Source organism: Sorangium sp. So ce128 (assembly GCF_051525245.1).
Lineage (GTDB): Bacteria > Myxococcota_A > Polyangia > Polyangiales > Polyangiaceae > Sorangium > Sorangium cellulosum_B.
Map to the genome: position 1 here is coordinate 12,520,577 of NZ_CP150313.1, position 14,828 is coordinate 12,535,404.

Below are 14,828 nucleotides of genomic sequence, written 5' to 3' on the forward strand. Positions count from 1 at the left end.
CCATGTTGGAGGAGAATGACCATGAACATGAATTCGATGCGCCGTGGTGTCTCGATGGGGCGCGTCACCTGGGGCGTTGGCAACGTGATCGATCTCGAGACCCGCCGGGGGCTCTTCGTCCTCGCGCAGATGAGCAGGTCTCCCTACCTGGTCTTCTTCCGTCACTTCCGCCGCGATCGCGATTGGCGGGGGACACGGCTCGCTCCGGCGGACGTCCTCTTCTGCACGTCCGTCACCCGGCAACTCCTCACGTCGAGCGTGATCGGCCGGGTGAAGGGCGTGGCGCCGTTGAACGTCGACCTCCCGACCGTGTGGATCCACCCCGACGCGACGAGCCGGCGGGTGACTGTCTGGGAGGGCACGCCTCATGAGCGCTCGTTCATCACGATCGGTCGCGGCGGGGCGCTCGTGCGCAAGGACGTGAACCATCACGCCGGAGGTCCCTTCAAGCATCCGAGCGGCGTGTTCGACGAGATCCTCGAGCCGTCGATCGCCGATATCGAGACGATCGAGCGGCACGAGCTCACCTCACTCGCCGTCTTCCCGCTCCTCCAGGAGCGGCTGTTCCTCTGTCATGGCGCGGGGAAGAGCGTCGATCCGGAGAAGCACCTGCTCTTCGATCTCCCCATGCCTCTCGCCTTCGAGCCCTACATCGAGCTCATCACCGCATCGACGGAGGAGGAGAGCCGCGCATTGCAGCGGCGATACGGCGCCGCGATGTCTCGCGCGTGATGACCGGACCGGACAACCGGAGGCGGTGCCGCCGCTTGACGAGAAGTACGACGAGTTCGTGAAGTACGTCGGCTCGATCCCCGAGGCGCCGCGCCGCCGCGACGACGGCCGCATGCTCGCCGAGACCGCGATCCGCGCGCTCGCCGACCTCAAGGGCTGCGTCGCGACCGCGGCGCAGAGCAAGGACGCGCCGCTGCTCCGCCTGCTGCCGCCGCCCGGCTAACCAGCTGGAGCGTCGGCGATCGCGCGAGCAGCGCGCTCGCGCACACGCCGGAGCTCGTGCCCGCGCTGCTCCGGCCGTTCGTGTGGACGCCGACCAGGCGGCCGTCGGAGATCCGCAGCACGCCCGAGCCCGAGCTGCCCTCGAACGTCGCCGCGCCGAGGTAGCGGAGCGCGGTGCCGCCCGCGGCCACGCACCGGCCCGCGACCAGGTGCTTCGTGAAGCCGAGCGGGTGGCCGATCAGGCACACCGCCTCGCCCGGGCGCGCGCCGGTCGGCGCGAGCTCGGCGACGCCCCACGCGGCGCCGGGCGCGCCGGCGAGCCGCACGATCGCGAAATCGAGCTCGCCCGCGCGGTGCTCGACGAGCTCGACGATCCGGTAGCAGCGCGTCGGCCGCAGCTCGCCCGCGGGATCGAGCTGGTAGTTGAACGCGACGTGCATGTTCGTGGCGATCTCCGCGGAGCCGATCACGTCGCCGGTGCGGTCGTCGAGCGGGCGCAGCCAGCGGCCGCCGGTGCGGTCGAAGCAGTGCCCCGCGGTGAGGAACAGGTCGCGCGCGATCAGCGTGCCCGAGCCCCACGCGACGCCGCTCGCGGTGCCGGGCCGGGCGTAGCGGCGTGCGAGGTCGGCGTTCCAGCGCAGCTGGCCGACCGCACCCTCGTGCGCGGCCGCGAACGTGCGCAGCGGCGGCGGGCAGTGCTCGACCGGCTCACTCCGCACCGCGCCTCCGGCGCACGCGCCCGTAGCAGCTCATCGCGCGCAGCTGATCGGCGAGGTGGTGATCGAGCTCGGGCTCGGTCGCGGCCTGCGCGCAGCGCACGACCGCCTCGCGGCGCATCAGCTCGAGGAACGCGGCCGGGTCGAGCTCTTGCTCGGCGAGCCACGCCCGGGTCTCGGCGGCGGTGTACAGGCCGTGCTCGCGGCGGAACTGCTGCGCGGTGCGCTCGACGAGCTCGGCGCTGACCGACAGGCCCTGGCGCGCCGCCGCGTCCTCGGCGAGCGCGCGGGCGAGCGCGCCCTGGACCGCGCTCGCGTACAGCGACGCGTCGCCGAGCGCGCGCAGCGCGTCGAGCAGCGGCGCCGCGGTCGCGCCGCGCGCCGCGCGCATCCGCGGCAGCGCATGGTCCCACGCGTCGGTGCGCTCGAACGCGTAGTCGACGCGCTTCGGTGCGGCGCCGGCGGCGCGCGCGGCCTGCATCGCGTCGACGAGCGCGAGCGCATCGCGGCGCTTCTGGTCGACGCGGCCGCCGGGCAGCCAGCGCTCGAGCGCGGCGACGTCGCAGCCGGTGGCGTGCGCCTCGGCGAGCAGCTCGGGCCACCGGCGGTCGGGATAGAACCGCTGCTTCGCGAGCGCGACCAGCCGATCGGCCGCCGCGCGGGTGCACGCGCCGGCGGCGACCGCCGCGTCGAGCGTGGCGCGGATGTCGACCAGCGCCTCCGAGACATGGCGATAGCCGTGGTCGGCCGCGAGGTGGGTCAGCGCGACCTCGTCGTCGGCGTCGAGCGCGCCCGCGCGAAACTGCTCGAACACCCAGCCGACGCCGACCATGCCGAAGTCGGCGAGCTCGGCAGCGCGCAGCGCGCCCATGCTCGACGCCCCGAACACGTGCACGCCCTCGGCCATCGCCCACAGGATCTCCTTGTGCCACACCGCCGGCACGTGCTCGAAGAACCCGTCGACGAGGCCGATGCCCCACGGCCGCTCGCGCGCGGCCCGGTAGACGTCGCCCTGGGCCGCCGGTGGCAGCACGCGCAGGTCGGGCACCGCCGGCACGTCGGCCGGCGGCAGGCTCGGTCCGGTGAACAGCACGATCACGATGGCCTCGCTCGCTGCGCCCGCGGACCGGGCGCGTAGCCGGGTGCGTTCCACATGCTCTCGAGCCCCGGCACGACGACGCGGACCACCGCGACGCCGAGCTCGGGCCGGGACAGATCGACCGCGACGGCCTGGTCGAGCCCCGCGCCGCGCAGCGCGCCGAGCACCGCGGCGAGGTCGTCGTCGAACGAGTCGCTCGCCGCGTCGGGCAGCTCTGCGAACCAGCGCGCGGCGGGCGCCTCGAGCTTGACGAGCGCCGCCGCGATCCGGTCCGCCGCGCGGGCGCGCTGGAACGACGGCTCCACGATGTCGTCGCGCGCGCCGGAGATCGCGGTCAGCCGGCTCTGCGCGGCCTCGGTGAGCGCGCGGGCGAGCGCGATCCCGCGCGATCGGTGACAGCCCTGGCCGCCGCTCACGCACAGCGCGTGGCACGGGTCCGGATCGCGATCCGCGATCTCGGCGACCACGACCGGCAGCCCGAGGTCGCTGGTCGCGTCCCACGCGCCGACCGCCACGCCGGCGCGCTCGAACCGCCGGAGCAGCGCGCGGCAGTCGAGGTCGTCGACGGTGTCGAGCGCGATCCGGGTGCGCCGCCGGACCTCGGCGCCGCCGGCGCGCCAGATCGCGACCGCGTCGCGCTCGATCACCTCGTACAGCCCGTGCAGCGTCGCCTCGAGCGCGTCGTTGCCCGACGCGAGCCCGGTCGACGTGGTCAAGAAGCAGCCGCTGCCCGGCGGGCGCGGCGAGGTGTAGTCGGTGGTGACCACCTCGAGCGGCACCGCGCGCGGCGCGCCGTCGAACAGGTCGACTCCGTCGAGCCACAGCAGCTTGCGATGAGGCTGGAACGCCCCGATCGCGAGCCGCGGCAGCCCGGCGAGATCGACGAGACGGCGCGTCGCGGCGAGCTCGGCAGCGGTGCCGAACACCATCGGTCGCAGGATGTGCTCGGCATGCCACTGCTCGATCGACTCCATCACGCCCGACGCGCGCGCCGCCTCGAGGTCGAGCCCCTTGCCCTGCGAGACCGAGATCGAGCGCGCGTTCGGCCGGCACACCATCACGACCGGGATGCCGATCGAGTCGAGCCCGGTGACATCCGCGATCCGCGTGATGCCGAGTCGCCGCAGCAGCGGCCGGACCCGGGCGAGCGTGTCGGCCGGACTGATCCGGCGCTGCGTGCCGCGCCAGTACGCCTTCTCGGTGCAGGGCACGGCGCTAGTCCTGCGGCTTGAACGCGTTCAGGTTGAAGTAGAACGTGCCGCAGAACTCGGCGGGCCCGACCTCCTCGGCGGCGCCGCCGCGCGCCAGCTCCTGCTCGACGAGACGGCGGGCCGGCGGCGCATCCGCGTACGGCACGTGCTGGGTCGCGACGCGCTGCTCGACGAGCTGCTTGCAGATCGGCTCGAGCGGCCGCTTCGGTGGCCCGAGGTCTCTGCTGTCGATCACGTAGTAGCCATCTCCCTCGCCGTTGATCACGACGAGCGTGAACGGATCATCCGTCATCTTCTTCATGTCATCCCTCCTGAGAAACGCGCTGGAACTTCTCCACATCGCTCGGCGACGGCGCAGAACTCGCGCCACCGCCGGCGCACCGACTCGACCGCACGAGATGGACCGGTTTGTCGTCCTAGCCGGACAGGGGATCGAGCGCGGGCTGGTCGTCCTCGTTCACGCTGATGCAGGCCCCTCTCATGAGCATGAGCGGCACCATCATCCAAGTGCTTCTCAATCCCATCTTCTTCTCTCCGAGACAAAGAAGCCCACCCGCGTCGATTCGCGGTCAGGCGCATCGTGATGCCGAGCCCGAGAGCTCGACGCTGCTAGGTCCGCTTGGAGCGCTCAACGCACGCCGTGTGCCAGGGGCAGAGGGCGCTCGATGTCTCGAGATGTCGCGTTCCATGTGCCGGCAGGATCAGTCGCCTGCCGTGAAATGTGGCCCATTTCTCTGTGACATGTCACGGACTGCAACGTCGCATGACACGGATCCCAGCGTGACATGTCACGGATTGCAGCGTGACATGTCACGAATCGCAGTGTGACATGACCCACGCGTGCATCGCGCATCGGTCGATGGGCGCACGCCGAGAGCGAAGCCGCGGCGCCCCTGGTCGAGGGTGGAGCCCTGGTAGTCCACCGGCGTGGATGGGCCACGATCTACCGGAGGTGCGAATCGACCGCGAGGAGCGAGGCGAGGAGGTGTTCTCGGGCGCCAGAGGTGTTCTCGCGCGCCAGTAGGGTACAGCTATACGGTAGGATGCCTTCCGCCTGGTGCTACGTCGCGGTAATCCCAGGCGTTTCAGGCGTGGAAAACCTGCCTGATCGCATAAGGCCCGATCCATCTTTTTGTGGAGGCACGTCCAGCGGGAGACGAGTGCGACTCATCTTTTTGTGGAGGCACGTCCAGCGGGAGACGGGTGCGACCCGTCTTCATGCTGGAGGGGGAGCCAGCGGGAGACGGGTGCGACCCGTCTTCATGCTGGAGGGGGGCCAGCCGGAGACGGGTGCGACCCGTCTTCATGCTGGAGGGGGAGCCAGCCGGAGATGGATGCGACCCGTCTTCATGCTCGAGGCGCATTCACCCGGACGCGGGTGCCACCCATCTCCCGCATGGGCGAGCCAGCTCCTGCCCCCGGCGGGCGATCTCATCGCGCCGCCCAGATGGCGAGGAGCGCGTACGCGATCGCCACGGCCTGGATGACCGCGAAGCTCAGGAGCCCGGTCGGCAGGAAATCGAAGAAGCCGAACCGGATGGGCCTGCCGTCGACGTCCCGCAGGTCGGCCCGCTCGGTGAGCGCCTGCGCGAGCGGGCCCGACGTCGCGGCGGTCAGGAAGAGCGAGCTGCCCGCGCAGACGGACAGGGCGAGGCCGACATACACGGCGGGCGCGGGCAGCCGCTCGGCGAGCGACTCGGCCACGTCGAGCAGCGCCGCCATGCTGGGGCCCGCCGAGAACAGCCCGGTGAGCACGCCGGCGAGGACGAGGAACGCGACGAGCTGCAGCGACGGGGCGACCGGGAGCCGCGCCAGCGAGCGCGAGACCTCCTCGAACAGGCCGGTGCGCCGCACCGCCGCGACCATCACGAAGAGCGAGAGCAGGAAGAGCACCGCCTCGATGTCGAGCCCCGTCCGCGCGAGCCGCTCGCCGAGCCTGCGCGACGCGAGCAGCGCCGCGCCGGTGCCGAGCCAGCACACGAGCTCGGGGCCGACGCCGAGCTCCGCGGGCAGGAACAGCCACGCGACGACCATCGCGCCGAGCGACGCCGCCGCCGGCACGAGGAGGCGCCGGTCGGCCCGCACCCGCCGGTGCAGCGCCTCCATGGCCGCGCGCGTGAGCCGCGCCGAGACCGGATCGCGCGGCACGCCCGCGGCCGGGCGCACCACGGCGCGCACGACGACGAGCAGCACGGCGAGCGCGCAGAGCGTCGCCGGCGCGGCGCGCGAGAGGTAGGCCCCGAACGTCATGCTGCCCCGGCCGAGCAGCAGGATGGCCGGGAAATCGCCGATCGGCGTGGCGGCCCCGCCGAGGTTGCACGCGACGAGCAGCAGGCCGAGCAGCCAGGAGACGTACCGCTGCCGCGTGCCCATCAGCTTGAGCAGGACGTGCAGCACCGGCAGGACGAGCACGAGCGCCGTGAGGTTGTTGACGATGCCGCTCACGACGTACATCGCGACCGAGAACACCACGAGGACGCGGAAGGGCTCGGCGCCGCTCAGCCGCGTCGCCGCGACGGCGAGGCGATCGAAGAGCCGCGAGGCGGCGAAGAGCTGGGACAGGAGCCCCAGCGTCACGAGGATGACGAGCACGTCCCACGGCACCTCGGCGAGCAGGCGCGGCGTGGTCGCGACCCCGAGCAGCGTCGACGCGAGGCAGGCGAGGCCCGCGCCGCCCGTCACGATGAGCACGCGGCGCGACGGCAGGAGCGCCTGGAGCAGCAGCGTCCCGAGCAGGACGGCGAAGAGCGCGGCCTGGGGGGCCGTCACGTCGCCTCGATCGCCGGCGCGAGCGCGCGCGGGTCGCCCGCGCCGGCGGCGGCGACCTCGGGCGCGGGGCCGCGCGGGGCCGGCCCGACGAGGCATGAGAAATCGGCCGAGCTCGTCTCGACCATCCAGCGCGGGTACACCGTCATGGGCCGGCCGAGGATGTCCCAGCCGATCAGCGAGCGGAACTGGGTCCGCACGTCGGGGCCCGAGACGCGCAGCCACGAGGGGCTCACGTGCGCCGCGTGCCCGTCGGTGCCGTAGACGAACGTGAGCAGCGCGCTCCTGCGCCCGGCCCAGCGGTGGAGCTCGGACAGACCCACCGGCTCGATGAGCCCGTCGTAGTTCGCGAGCACGCGGCCGAAGTCCGTGTCGAGCCCGCCCGCGTCGGTGACGAGGCCCGCCTCGACGCCGGAGAGCCGCGGTACGAGCGCGTCGAGGCAGTCGGCCTCCAGCCCCACGACGAGCAGCCGGGTCACGCCGCGGAGCGCGTCGAGGACGCCTGCGAGGTCGAGCGGCGCCTCGGCGCCGCCCGAGAGCCACTGCTCGGCGACGAAGTCGAGGACGGGGAACTCGCGCCCGAGCTGGTCGCGGGCCTCGCGCGCGAGCGGGGCGCCGCCTTCGTCCACCAGCTCGCGCAGGAACAGCCGCGCCGCCGAGCGCATGCCCAGCTCGGCGGCCACCATCCGGAACGCCTGTCCGAGCGCCGGCGGCAGCGCCATCAGGCCGGCTCCGCCCCGGCGCGGGCGCGCTCGGCGCGCGCGAAGAGGGCGTCGAGCAGGCAGACCATCGCGGCGTTGGCGAGCGCGTGGTGCGGCGGGCCGTCGGTGAGGCAGTCGACGAGCGCCGCGAGCTCCGGCGAGCCCTTCGGGGCGAGGCGCGTCAGCGGCGCGAGCGGGACGGCCAGCGGGTAGTCGTGCTCGCTGCCGCGCGCGAGGTGCGGCGGCAGGCGGATCGGGACGGGCAGCGACTCGCCGCTCGGCGCGCCGCCCTCCGGCGGGCCGAGCTCCTCGAGCAGGAGGCCGAGCAGGCAGACCAGCGTGTAGCTCGCGCCGCGGTGATGGACCGGGCCCTCCCCGACGATGCACCGGACGACGAAGGCGCGCTCCTCCGCGTCGGGCATCCAGGGGGCGAGCAGCGCGTCGAGCCTCGCGGGGCGGATGAACGCGGACACCACGGAGGAGGGCAATGAAGGGTAGCGATGGCCGGGGTCGCGAGGCGGTCGGGGCGGAGGCATGAGGGCACCTCAGCGTAGCTGCCCGGAAGGGCCCGGATCCAGGCCTGATCTCGCGCGCCAGCGCCCCGTGCGGACGCGCGCGCCACTCCGGCGATGCAGCGCGATGCCTCGCGGCAGGCGACGGTGAACGAGCCCGTGGTTCGACCGGTCCAGTCGACGGTTGCGGGCTTCAAGCGCTCTGACGACATCGCAGGAAGCCAGGAAAGCGCGGAGGAGGAGCTCGCTGGTTCCCGTGCGCCTGGGCGCCCGAGCCGCCTCGCGCTGGCCTTCCCCCGTGTCGCACAACCAGAGCGGCGGCGCTCGCACCTAAGGGCTCAAATGGCCACGCGACCGCCTCGACAGCCGCTCTCGACTCTCCTCGCCCTCTGCACCCTCGCGGCGATCCTGGGATCCAGCCACGCGTACAGCGGCGGCGCCGCGGAGCAGGACGCGGATGCTTCCGTTCACGCCGGGCGCGATCGCGCGCAGGCGCCTCCGCCGAGCTGCGCCGGCGTCACGCCCGGCGCCGACGAGCGCTGCGGCCTCGGTCACGACGACGACTGCTGCGCCAGCCTGCTCGTACCCGGTGGGACGTTCAACCGGCTGAACGACCCGCGGTATCCGGCGAGCGTGAGCAGCTTCCATCTCGACAAGTACATGGTCACGGTCGGGCGGTTTCGCCGCTACCTGGAAGAGACAGGCGGCCCGACGCAGGCGAGCCCGCCGCCGGCCGGCGCGGGGGCGCACCCGAAGATCCCGGACAGCGGGTGGGACCCGGCCTGGAACACGATGCTCCCGGCGACCACGGCCGCGATGAAGCGGGCGCTCGTCTGCGATCCTTACGGCTGGCCGACGTGGACCGACGCTCCGGCCGCGAACGAGGACAAACCCATCGTGTGCGCGACATGGCTCGAGCTGTTCGCGTTCTGCGCATGGGACGGCGGGCGCCTGCCGACCCAGGCCGAGATGAACTACGCCGCTGCAGGCGGCGACGAGCAGCGGCTGTATCCGTGGGGCTCTTCCCCCATCACCTCCGAAGACGCGGCCTTCTGCTGCCAGGGCGAAGGCTCGACGTCGCTGCCCTGCGAGGACGCATTTCCCCCGTGGAGCCTCATCCACTGCACCACGGACGATCTCGCACCCGTCGGCTCCTTTCCCAGGGGAGCGGGGCGCTGGGGCCAGCTCGATCTCGCCGGCGAGGCCTACAAGGTCACGCGCGACGCCGCCGACGACGACCGCCCGCTCGTGCCGTGCGCCGATTGCTCCCGGCTGGACAACCACGCTGCCCTGCGCGTCACGCACGGCGGGAGCTTCGTCGCCGCCGGATACCGGCAGACGACGACCTACCGCGCACCCTACGAGACCCATGGCCGCCACTACTATGTATCGGCGATGTGCGCGCGCGACCTGCCAGGGCCGTGAGCCCTCCGCGCGGCCCTCGCCGGCAGCGTCGCGCAGGGCTTACGTTCCTATTTCTGACGAGGCGCGCCTCGGGGCTCCTCTGCCCGCGTGCGCGCGCATCGCCACCTTCAAGCGCTCTCGCGAAACACCTTGATGAGCGCGGCTGGCGACTCCGCCCCGTGGCCCGCGGCAACTCCCTTCCTGAAGAGCGCCGCGGCGAACGCCGGGAGCTCGGCGTTGATCCTCGCTTCCCGCGCGTGCCGCTGGATGAGCTCGACGGCCTGCGCGCAGATCTCCAGCGTGGCCTCCTCTGCCTCGTACGCTCCGGACTGGATGGAGTCCGCGTCGTGCTTGACCATCCCACCGATGGCCGGAGCGACGACGGCGGCCATGGCCCCGAAGTCGGCCACGCGGATCCCTTCGGCCTCGCAGATGCGGGCGCCGTGGTAGAAGCCGAGGAGCCCCGCGAACAGGTGCGACAGGAACGCCAGGTCCATGGCCGCCGCCCAGCCGACCTTCTCCCCGAGGTAGCTCACGGCCCCGGCCGTGCTCTCGAGCAGCGGCTTGCTCTTCTCGTAAGCCGAGCCCGAGCCCGAGACGAGGATGCTGCTCTCCGGCTTCCCCATCTGGCTCGGGGTGGCCAGGATGGCGCCGTCGAGGTAGTCGATGCCGCGCTGCTTCGCCCACGCTTCGAGGGTACGCGCGTCCTCGGGGCTGCCCGTGCTGAGCTGGACGAGCACCTTACCGGCGAGGGAGGAGACCACGTCGCGCCCCTCCAGCACGCCGTACGTCGCGCGGTAGTCGGTGATGCAGGTGATCACGATCTCGCTCGCCTGCGCCGCTGCGGCCGCGCTCGGGGCCAGCACCGCTCCCTCCGCGACGAGCGGCGCGGCCTTCGCGATCGAGCGGTTCCAGACGGTGACGCGAGAGCCGCTGCGGAGCAATTCCCGAGCGAGCGCGGTGCCCATGAGACCCAGACCGATGACCGTGACTTCACGCATGTGAGCTCCTTCGTTTGCGGCCCGTCTGCCGATGACGGGCGCGCCTTCGTGCCGGCCAAGGTGGGGGCCTGCGGCCCGGGCCGTCGCGCACGATCGGACGCCCGGAGAGCACGTTCGGACGGCGGCGAGCGCGGAGCCGCCCCGTGGCGCGCCGCTCGGCGGCGGTGGATACTGGCGGGGATGCAGGTCATCGGACAGACCCGAGCTCCCATCCGACTGGAGCCGCCCGCGGGCGCGCCGCGCCCATACGTCGGGGTACATGTCGGCGTTCACTCGACCCAGCCTGGCGTGATCGCGCTCGAGGCCTCGCAGGATCATCGGGTGAAGATCCATGCGGGCGCGCCGGTACGCGGGGCCTGCCGCGCCGATCGGTTCGTCTACACGCGCGGCGACGTGGACCTGATCCCCGCCGGAGCCTCGGACGTCTGGCAGGAGGACGACGCGGGCACCTCGCTCATCCTGTCGCTGACCCCTTCGCTGCTGCGCCGGGTCGCAGCGGACATAGGGCTCGATCCCGACAAAGCCGGCCTGGAGCCGCGCCACCAGGTCAGGGACCCGCAGATCGAGCACATCGCCTGGGCGCTCGACGCCGAGCGCAGGGCCGGCGATCCGACCGGGCTTCTCTACAGGGAGAGCCTCGGCGTCGCGCTCGCCGCGCACCTGCTCGGCCGTTACAAGGCGCCGGGCCGCCTGCGGCGAGGGCTGTCTGCGCCGCAGCTACGGCGCGTGACGGCGTACATCGAGGAGCACCTCGATCACGACCTGTCGCTCGATCGGCTGGCCGGCGTCGCCGGGGTCAGCGCGTCCCACCTCAAGACGCTGTTCAAGCGGTCGACCGGCGTGCCGGTGCACGAGTACGTGATCCAGCGCCGCGTGGAGCGCGCGAAGGCGCTGCTCCTGCGCGGCGACCTGCCCGCCAGCCAGGTGGCGATCGAGGCCGGGTTCTCGCACCAGAGCCACATGGCGAGGTGCATGCGCCGCGTCCTCGGCGTGACGCCGGCAAAGGTGGCAGCCAGCGCGCGCTAAACCAGAGAAAACAGCCGCCAAGGCGAGCCGCGATGACGCCAAGGGCGCCAAGAGACCAGCGAAATAAACAGGAGAGGAAATGCGGGGACAGCCCTGAGCAGCGCCGGCGGGGGGCCGGCGCGGCGATCCGTCCTCAGGGGCAGCCGTTGGCCGCGCCCGGGGTCGCCGGCGCGGGCGCGATGAACGCGCCCGTCCCGTCGGGGCAGCGGCTCGCCGTATCGACGTGGCCTGTCCAGCTGTGCTCGTCGATCACGACGCCGCCAGGCGTGTACAGGATGGCCGAGTCCCCCGAGCCGAGCCCGAAGGTGAGCCTGAGCGGCTCCCCGCTGCTCTCTCCGCGGATCAGCAGGTATCCCCCGGCAGGCACCACCGTGCCCGCGGGCAGCACGAGCTCGTGCGATGGATCGCTGTCCGTGAGCCGATAGCCGCCGACATCGACGTTCGATGCGCCACGGTTGTGGAGCTCGACGAAGTCCTCGCCGGCCGAGCGCACCTCGTTGATGACCAGGGTCTCTCCACCTGGATCGCCCGGCTCCTCGGGATCGCCTGGCTCCTCCGGCTCCCCGTCTCCGCCCTGCATGCTCAGCATCGAGGCGTCGAGCCGGACGAAGAAGCTCATCGCCTCTCCGCCGTCGTTGTCGTTCGTGACCCACAGGCCGCCGGCGCCGAGCGCGAGCCCCTCGATCTTCTCCTGATCGAAGCGGAACGGGTGCTCCAGGAGATCGCAGGCGAGCGCCTTGTCCACCGGATCCGCGATGTCGTTCGGTGTGCCGCTCGACAGCGCGAAGGTGCGGATCGTCTTGTTCCCCGCCTCGCCTGCCCAGCCCTGGTCGCGCTCGACCACCGCGAACGTGTCGCCGCCCACGTGAATGAGCTCGCTCAGGAACGTGTCGCCACGCGATCCGCCGGGGTTCGCGTCGAGCGGATAGAAGTACCAGCTCCACGCGCCTGTATCGACGTCGTACGCGCCGAGGCGGGCGTTCTGGCCCTCCGTCGTGAGCGCGCGCTGCATGGCCACATAGACCTCGAGGCCGCCTGAAGCAGACGGCGCGCTGTCGACCACGGCGATGCCCTCGAAGCCGTTGGCTCGCACCGTCGACCAGTCGATCGCGTTCGCGTCGCTGCCGCACGGGAGATCCACGATGCCTCCGTCGCCGTAGCCGGGGTCGAGCTGGCCGCGCTCGTCGACGAACAGGAGTCGGTTGCTGACCTCCGAGCCAACGCAGGTCGCGCTGCCGCCGTTGCCGGCGACACCCTCGCTGGCGAGGACATAACCGCCCTCGGGGTTCACCGAGATGCCCTCGGGATCGTAGCCCACGAGCTCGGCGCCGGCGCTGTCCTTCAGGATCAGCTCGCGGACGAGCTGCATGCGCCGCTCCCCATGATCGGGCCAGAACGACCAGATGCGCTGGCGCGCGAAGGCGTTGTCGGGCGTCGCGAGCAGGAAGCCGGTGGCCGGCTCGTACGCGAGGGCGCCGAGCGCGCCAAAGCCCAGGCCCCCCGAGCGTGCATCGTAGACGTCGGGGCCGTGGCCGACCTCGGCCGGATCCGTGACCGAGCGATACAGCCAGATGCCGCCGCCAACGCCGTCGTCGCCCTCGCCGCTGACCGCCACGAGGTTGCGCGACGGGATCGCGACCGCGCCCTCGGGCCTCATCGGGGCGCCGAGCAGCTCCTTCAGCACCGGCGCCGCGGGGGCGCTCACGTCGACGACGAGCAGCGTCGCGTTGCGCTCGCCCAGCAAGAAGGCGTAGTCGTCGCCGCCGAACACCCCGGTCGCGCAGCCCTCGATCTCGATGCCCCGGTCGCCCGAGCGCCCTTCCGGGTAGGCGCCGGCGCGCGCCGCGAGCCGCTCGACGGCGTCGCCGCTGTCGTAGACGCGGGCGCCGTCGAGGTCGAAGACCGAGAATCCCCGGCCGCCCGACCACAGGCCGGCGGCTGTCGCCTCGTTCGGTGTGTCTCCCTCGTTGGCCGTCACGAAGTGCCGGCCATCCGCGAGCAGACACACCGAGTCCGGCTCGAGCAGCCCGGTGAAGCCCGAGCTCGCGAGCTCGATCTCGCCGTTCGACGCGAGATCGGCGCGAGCGTGTGTGGACGTGCCGGCCTCGATATAACGGGTGACCGTCGCGGAGGCGATGTCGATGACCGCGATGAGGTTGTTCTCCTGCAGCGACACGATCGCCGTCCTGCCGTCTCTCGTGATGTCGACGTACTCCGGCTGCGGATCGCCAGGGATGTTGCCGACTCCGGGCGTGAGGGCGATCGTGGCCACGGTCGACGCCGAAGGGTGACTCTCATCGATGGTGACGATCTGGACGCTTCCGGGGCGCGCCTGGGCGACCGCGTTGTCATCGGCGTTCTCCTCGTCCTCGATGGCGACCACCACCCGGGCGCCGTCCGGCGTGATCTTGAGGCTGTCGGGGCCGACGCCGACCGCCACCGAGCCGGCGATCGCCCGGGTCGCCAGGTCGATGAAGACCAGGGCGCCGGGATCGGCGTTGTGGATCGGATCCGTCGTGTCCTTCACCGCCGCGATCGCATACCGGCCATCCGGCGTGATCGCGACGGCGGTGGCTTCGCCGTTGCCGTTGCTCACGGTGCCGGCGATGTCGACCGTGCCGAGGAGCGCAGGGCTGCTTGGATCCGAGATATCCACGAACCCCACGGTGTGGGTGACGCTGCTCGTGTAAGCCAGCACGTTGCCGTCCGGAGAGGCGGCCACGATCTCGGCGATCGGACCGCCGGGGGCCGTGTATTTGGCCACGAGCTGGAACCCCGCGACGCCGCGCCCGCCGTCCTCGCCGTGGCAGACATAGGCGGTGTCGGAGATCTCGCCTTCATCGAGCATCCCATCGTCGTCGGCGTCGAGCCCGCTGGCCACCTTCTGCCCGCCATTCGCGCAGTTCGGTCCGCTCGGCTCGGGTGCGATGTCGATGAGCACCTGCTGGGCGTCGGCGCCGTCGTTGCCGTCGGCGCCGTCAGCGCCGTCCTCGCCATCAGCGCCGTTGGCACCCTTGGCGCCGTCGTCGCCAGGCTCGCCCTTGGGGCCATCCGCTCCCGCCTTGCCGTCGAGCCCGTTGCATAGGTAGGTGGTCGCCTCGACCTCTCCCTCCTCGATCTGGCCGTTGCCGTTGAGATCGCGGCCGGAGTCGACCCGGGTGCCGCCGTTCTCGCAGCGGTCGCCGGCCGGCTCGTCGCTGAAGCCCAGGATGGCGCCGCCCCTCTGGCCGCCGCTCGGTACCTCGCCTCCATCGTCGGAACACCCCGAAAGCGCCAGCGCCGCGGCGCCGAGGCCGATCCAGGTGAGACTGCGCAGCATCACGTCACGTCCTCCTTGCTGAAGCCGCCCACAGTGCCCGAGGCGATCGCCGGCGACGCGACAGCTGCTTGAAAATTTTATTGCAGATCCATGTACTTCGATGCTCCCGGCCGGGAGCG

The 14,828-nt window shown here is 72.2% G+C and carries 13 protein-coding genes; 4 read left to right on the top strand and 9 right to left on the bottom strand.

Annotated elements, in window-relative coordinates; translation table 11 throughout:
- The first annotated feature begins 21 nt into the window (after positions 1-21).
- Positions 22-732, top strand: coding sequence for a hypothetical protein (locus tag WME82_RS47375; RefSeq protein ID WP_438040698.1), 711 nt, complete (start codon positions 22-24; stop codon positions 730-732).
- Positions 733-757: 25 nt separating this feature from the next.
- Complete coding sequence (locus tag WME82_RS47380; RefSeq protein WP_437743018.1) at positions 758-955, top strand: hypothetical protein; 198 nt, start codon at positions 758-760, stop codon at positions 953-955.
- On the opposite strand, the gene WME82_RS47385 is transcribed toward WME82_RS47380, so the two are convergent.
- The 7 genes from WME82_RS47385 to WME82_RS47415 all read right to left on the bottom strand — a co-directional run bounded on the left by WME82_RS47385 (position 882) and on the right by WME82_RS47415 (position 7,983).
- Positions 882-1,673 carry a trypsin-like serine peptidase gene (locus WME82_RS47385; protein WP_437743019.1) on the bottom strand — a complete coding sequence of 264 codons (792 nt, stop codon included), beginning with the start codon at positions 1,671-1,673 and terminating at the stop codon, positions 882-884. The genes WME82_RS47380 and WME82_RS47385 overlap by 74 nt on opposite strands.
- A complete protein-coding gene (locus WME82_RS47390; RefSeq protein ID WP_437855105.1) occupies positions 1,663-2,769 on the bottom strand; it encodes a TfuA-like protein in 1,107 nt (368 codons plus the stop codon). The genes WME82_RS47385 and WME82_RS47390 overlap by 11 nt, the downstream gene beginning before the upstream one ends.
- Positions 2,766-3,980, bottom strand: a complete 1,215-nt coding sequence (locus WME82_RS47395; protein WP_438040699.1) for a YcaO-like family protein — start codon at positions 3,978-3,980, stop codon at positions 2,766-2,768. Before WME82_RS47395 ends, WME82_RS47390 begins: the two co-directional genes overlap by 4 nt.
- Before the next feature lie 4 nt (positions 3,981-3,984).
- Positions 3,985-4,281 carry a hypothetical protein gene (locus tag WME82_RS47400; protein ID WP_438040700.1) on the bottom strand — a complete coding sequence of 99 codons (297 nt, stop codon included), beginning with the start codon at positions 4,279-4,281 and terminating at the stop codon, positions 3,985-3,987.
- Positions 4,282-5,411: 1,130 nt separating this feature from the next.
- Positions 5,412-6,749: an SLC13 family permease gene (locus tag WME82_RS47405; RefSeq protein WP_437743023.1), complete on the bottom strand. Its 1,338-nt coding sequence runs from the start codon at positions 6,747-6,749 to the stop codon at positions 5,412-5,414.
- Positions 6,746-7,468: a hypothetical protein gene (locus tag WME82_RS47410; RefSeq protein ID WP_438040701.1), complete on the bottom strand. Its 723-nt coding sequence runs from the start codon at positions 7,466-7,468 to the stop codon at positions 6,746-6,748. Before WME82_RS47410 ends, WME82_RS47405 begins: the two co-directional genes overlap by 4 nt.
- On the bottom strand, positions 7,468-7,983 hold the full coding sequence (locus WME82_RS47415) for a hypothetical protein (protein WP_437913980.1): 516 nt from the start codon (positions 7,981-7,983) through the stop codon (positions 7,468-7,470). Before WME82_RS47415 ends, WME82_RS47410 begins: the two co-directional genes overlap by 1 nt.
- Positions 7,984-8,301: 318 nt before the next feature.
- Between WME82_RS47415 and WME82_RS47420 the strand changes: the two genes are divergently transcribed.
- Positions 8,302-9,384, top strand: a complete 1,083-nt coding sequence (locus WME82_RS47420; RefSeq protein WP_438040702.1) for a formylglycine-generating enzyme family protein — start codon at positions 8,302-8,304, stop codon at positions 9,382-9,384.
- A gap of 107 nt (positions 9,385-9,491) precedes the next feature.
- Here WME82_RS47420 and WME82_RS47425 read toward each other — a convergent pair whose 3' ends face one another.
- Entirely contained in the window at positions 9,492-10,364 is an 873-nt protein-coding gene (locus WME82_RS47425; RefSeq protein WP_438040703.1) for an NAD(P)-dependent oxidoreductase, read from the bottom strand.
- A 321-nt stretch (positions 10,365-10,685) separates the two neighbouring features.
- On the opposite strand from WME82_RS47425, the gene WME82_RS47430 reads away from it, so the two are divergent.
- A complete protein-coding gene (locus WME82_RS47430; protein ID WP_438040704.1) occupies positions 10,686-11,390 on the top strand; it encodes a helix-turn-helix domain-containing protein in 705 nt (234 codons plus the stop codon).
- Positions 11,391-11,523: 133 nt separating this feature from the next.
- On the opposite strand, the gene WME82_RS47435 is transcribed toward WME82_RS47430, so the two are convergent.
- Positions 11,524-14,709, bottom strand: coding sequence for an esterase-like activity of phytase family protein (locus WME82_RS47435; RefSeq protein WP_438045002.1), 3,186 nt, complete (start codon positions 14,707-14,709; stop codon positions 11,524-11,526).
- Positions 14,710-14,828 lie beyond the last annotated feature (119 nt).

Coding starts and splice junctions, on each gene's coding strand:
- WME82_RS47375 (WP_438040698.1), top strand. CDS start 22: ATGAACATGAATTCGATGCGCCGTGGTGTCTCGATGGGGCGCGTCACC.
- WME82_RS47400 (WP_438040700.1), bottom strand. CDS start 4,281: ATGAAGAAGATGACGGATGATCCGTTCACGCTCGTCGTGATCAACGGC.
- WME82_RS47410 (WP_438040701.1), bottom strand. CDS start 7,468: ATGGCGCTGCCGCCGGCGCTCGGACAGGCGTTCCGGATGGTGGCCGCC.
- WME82_RS47415 (WP_437913980.1), bottom strand. CDS start 7,983: ATGCCTCCGCCCCGACCGCCTCGCGACCCCGGCCATCGCTACCCTTCA.
- WME82_RS47420 (WP_438040702.1), top strand. CDS start 8,302: ATGGCCACGCGACCGCCTCGACAGCCGCTCTCGACTCTCCTCGCCCTC.
- WME82_RS47425 (WP_438040703.1), bottom strand. CDS start 10,364: ATGCGTGAAGTCACGGTCATCGGTCTGGGTCTCATGGGCACCGCGCTC.
- WME82_RS47435 (WP_438045002.1), bottom strand. CDS start 14,709: ATGCTGCGCAGTCTCACCTGGATCGGCCTCGGCGCCGCGGCGCTGGCG.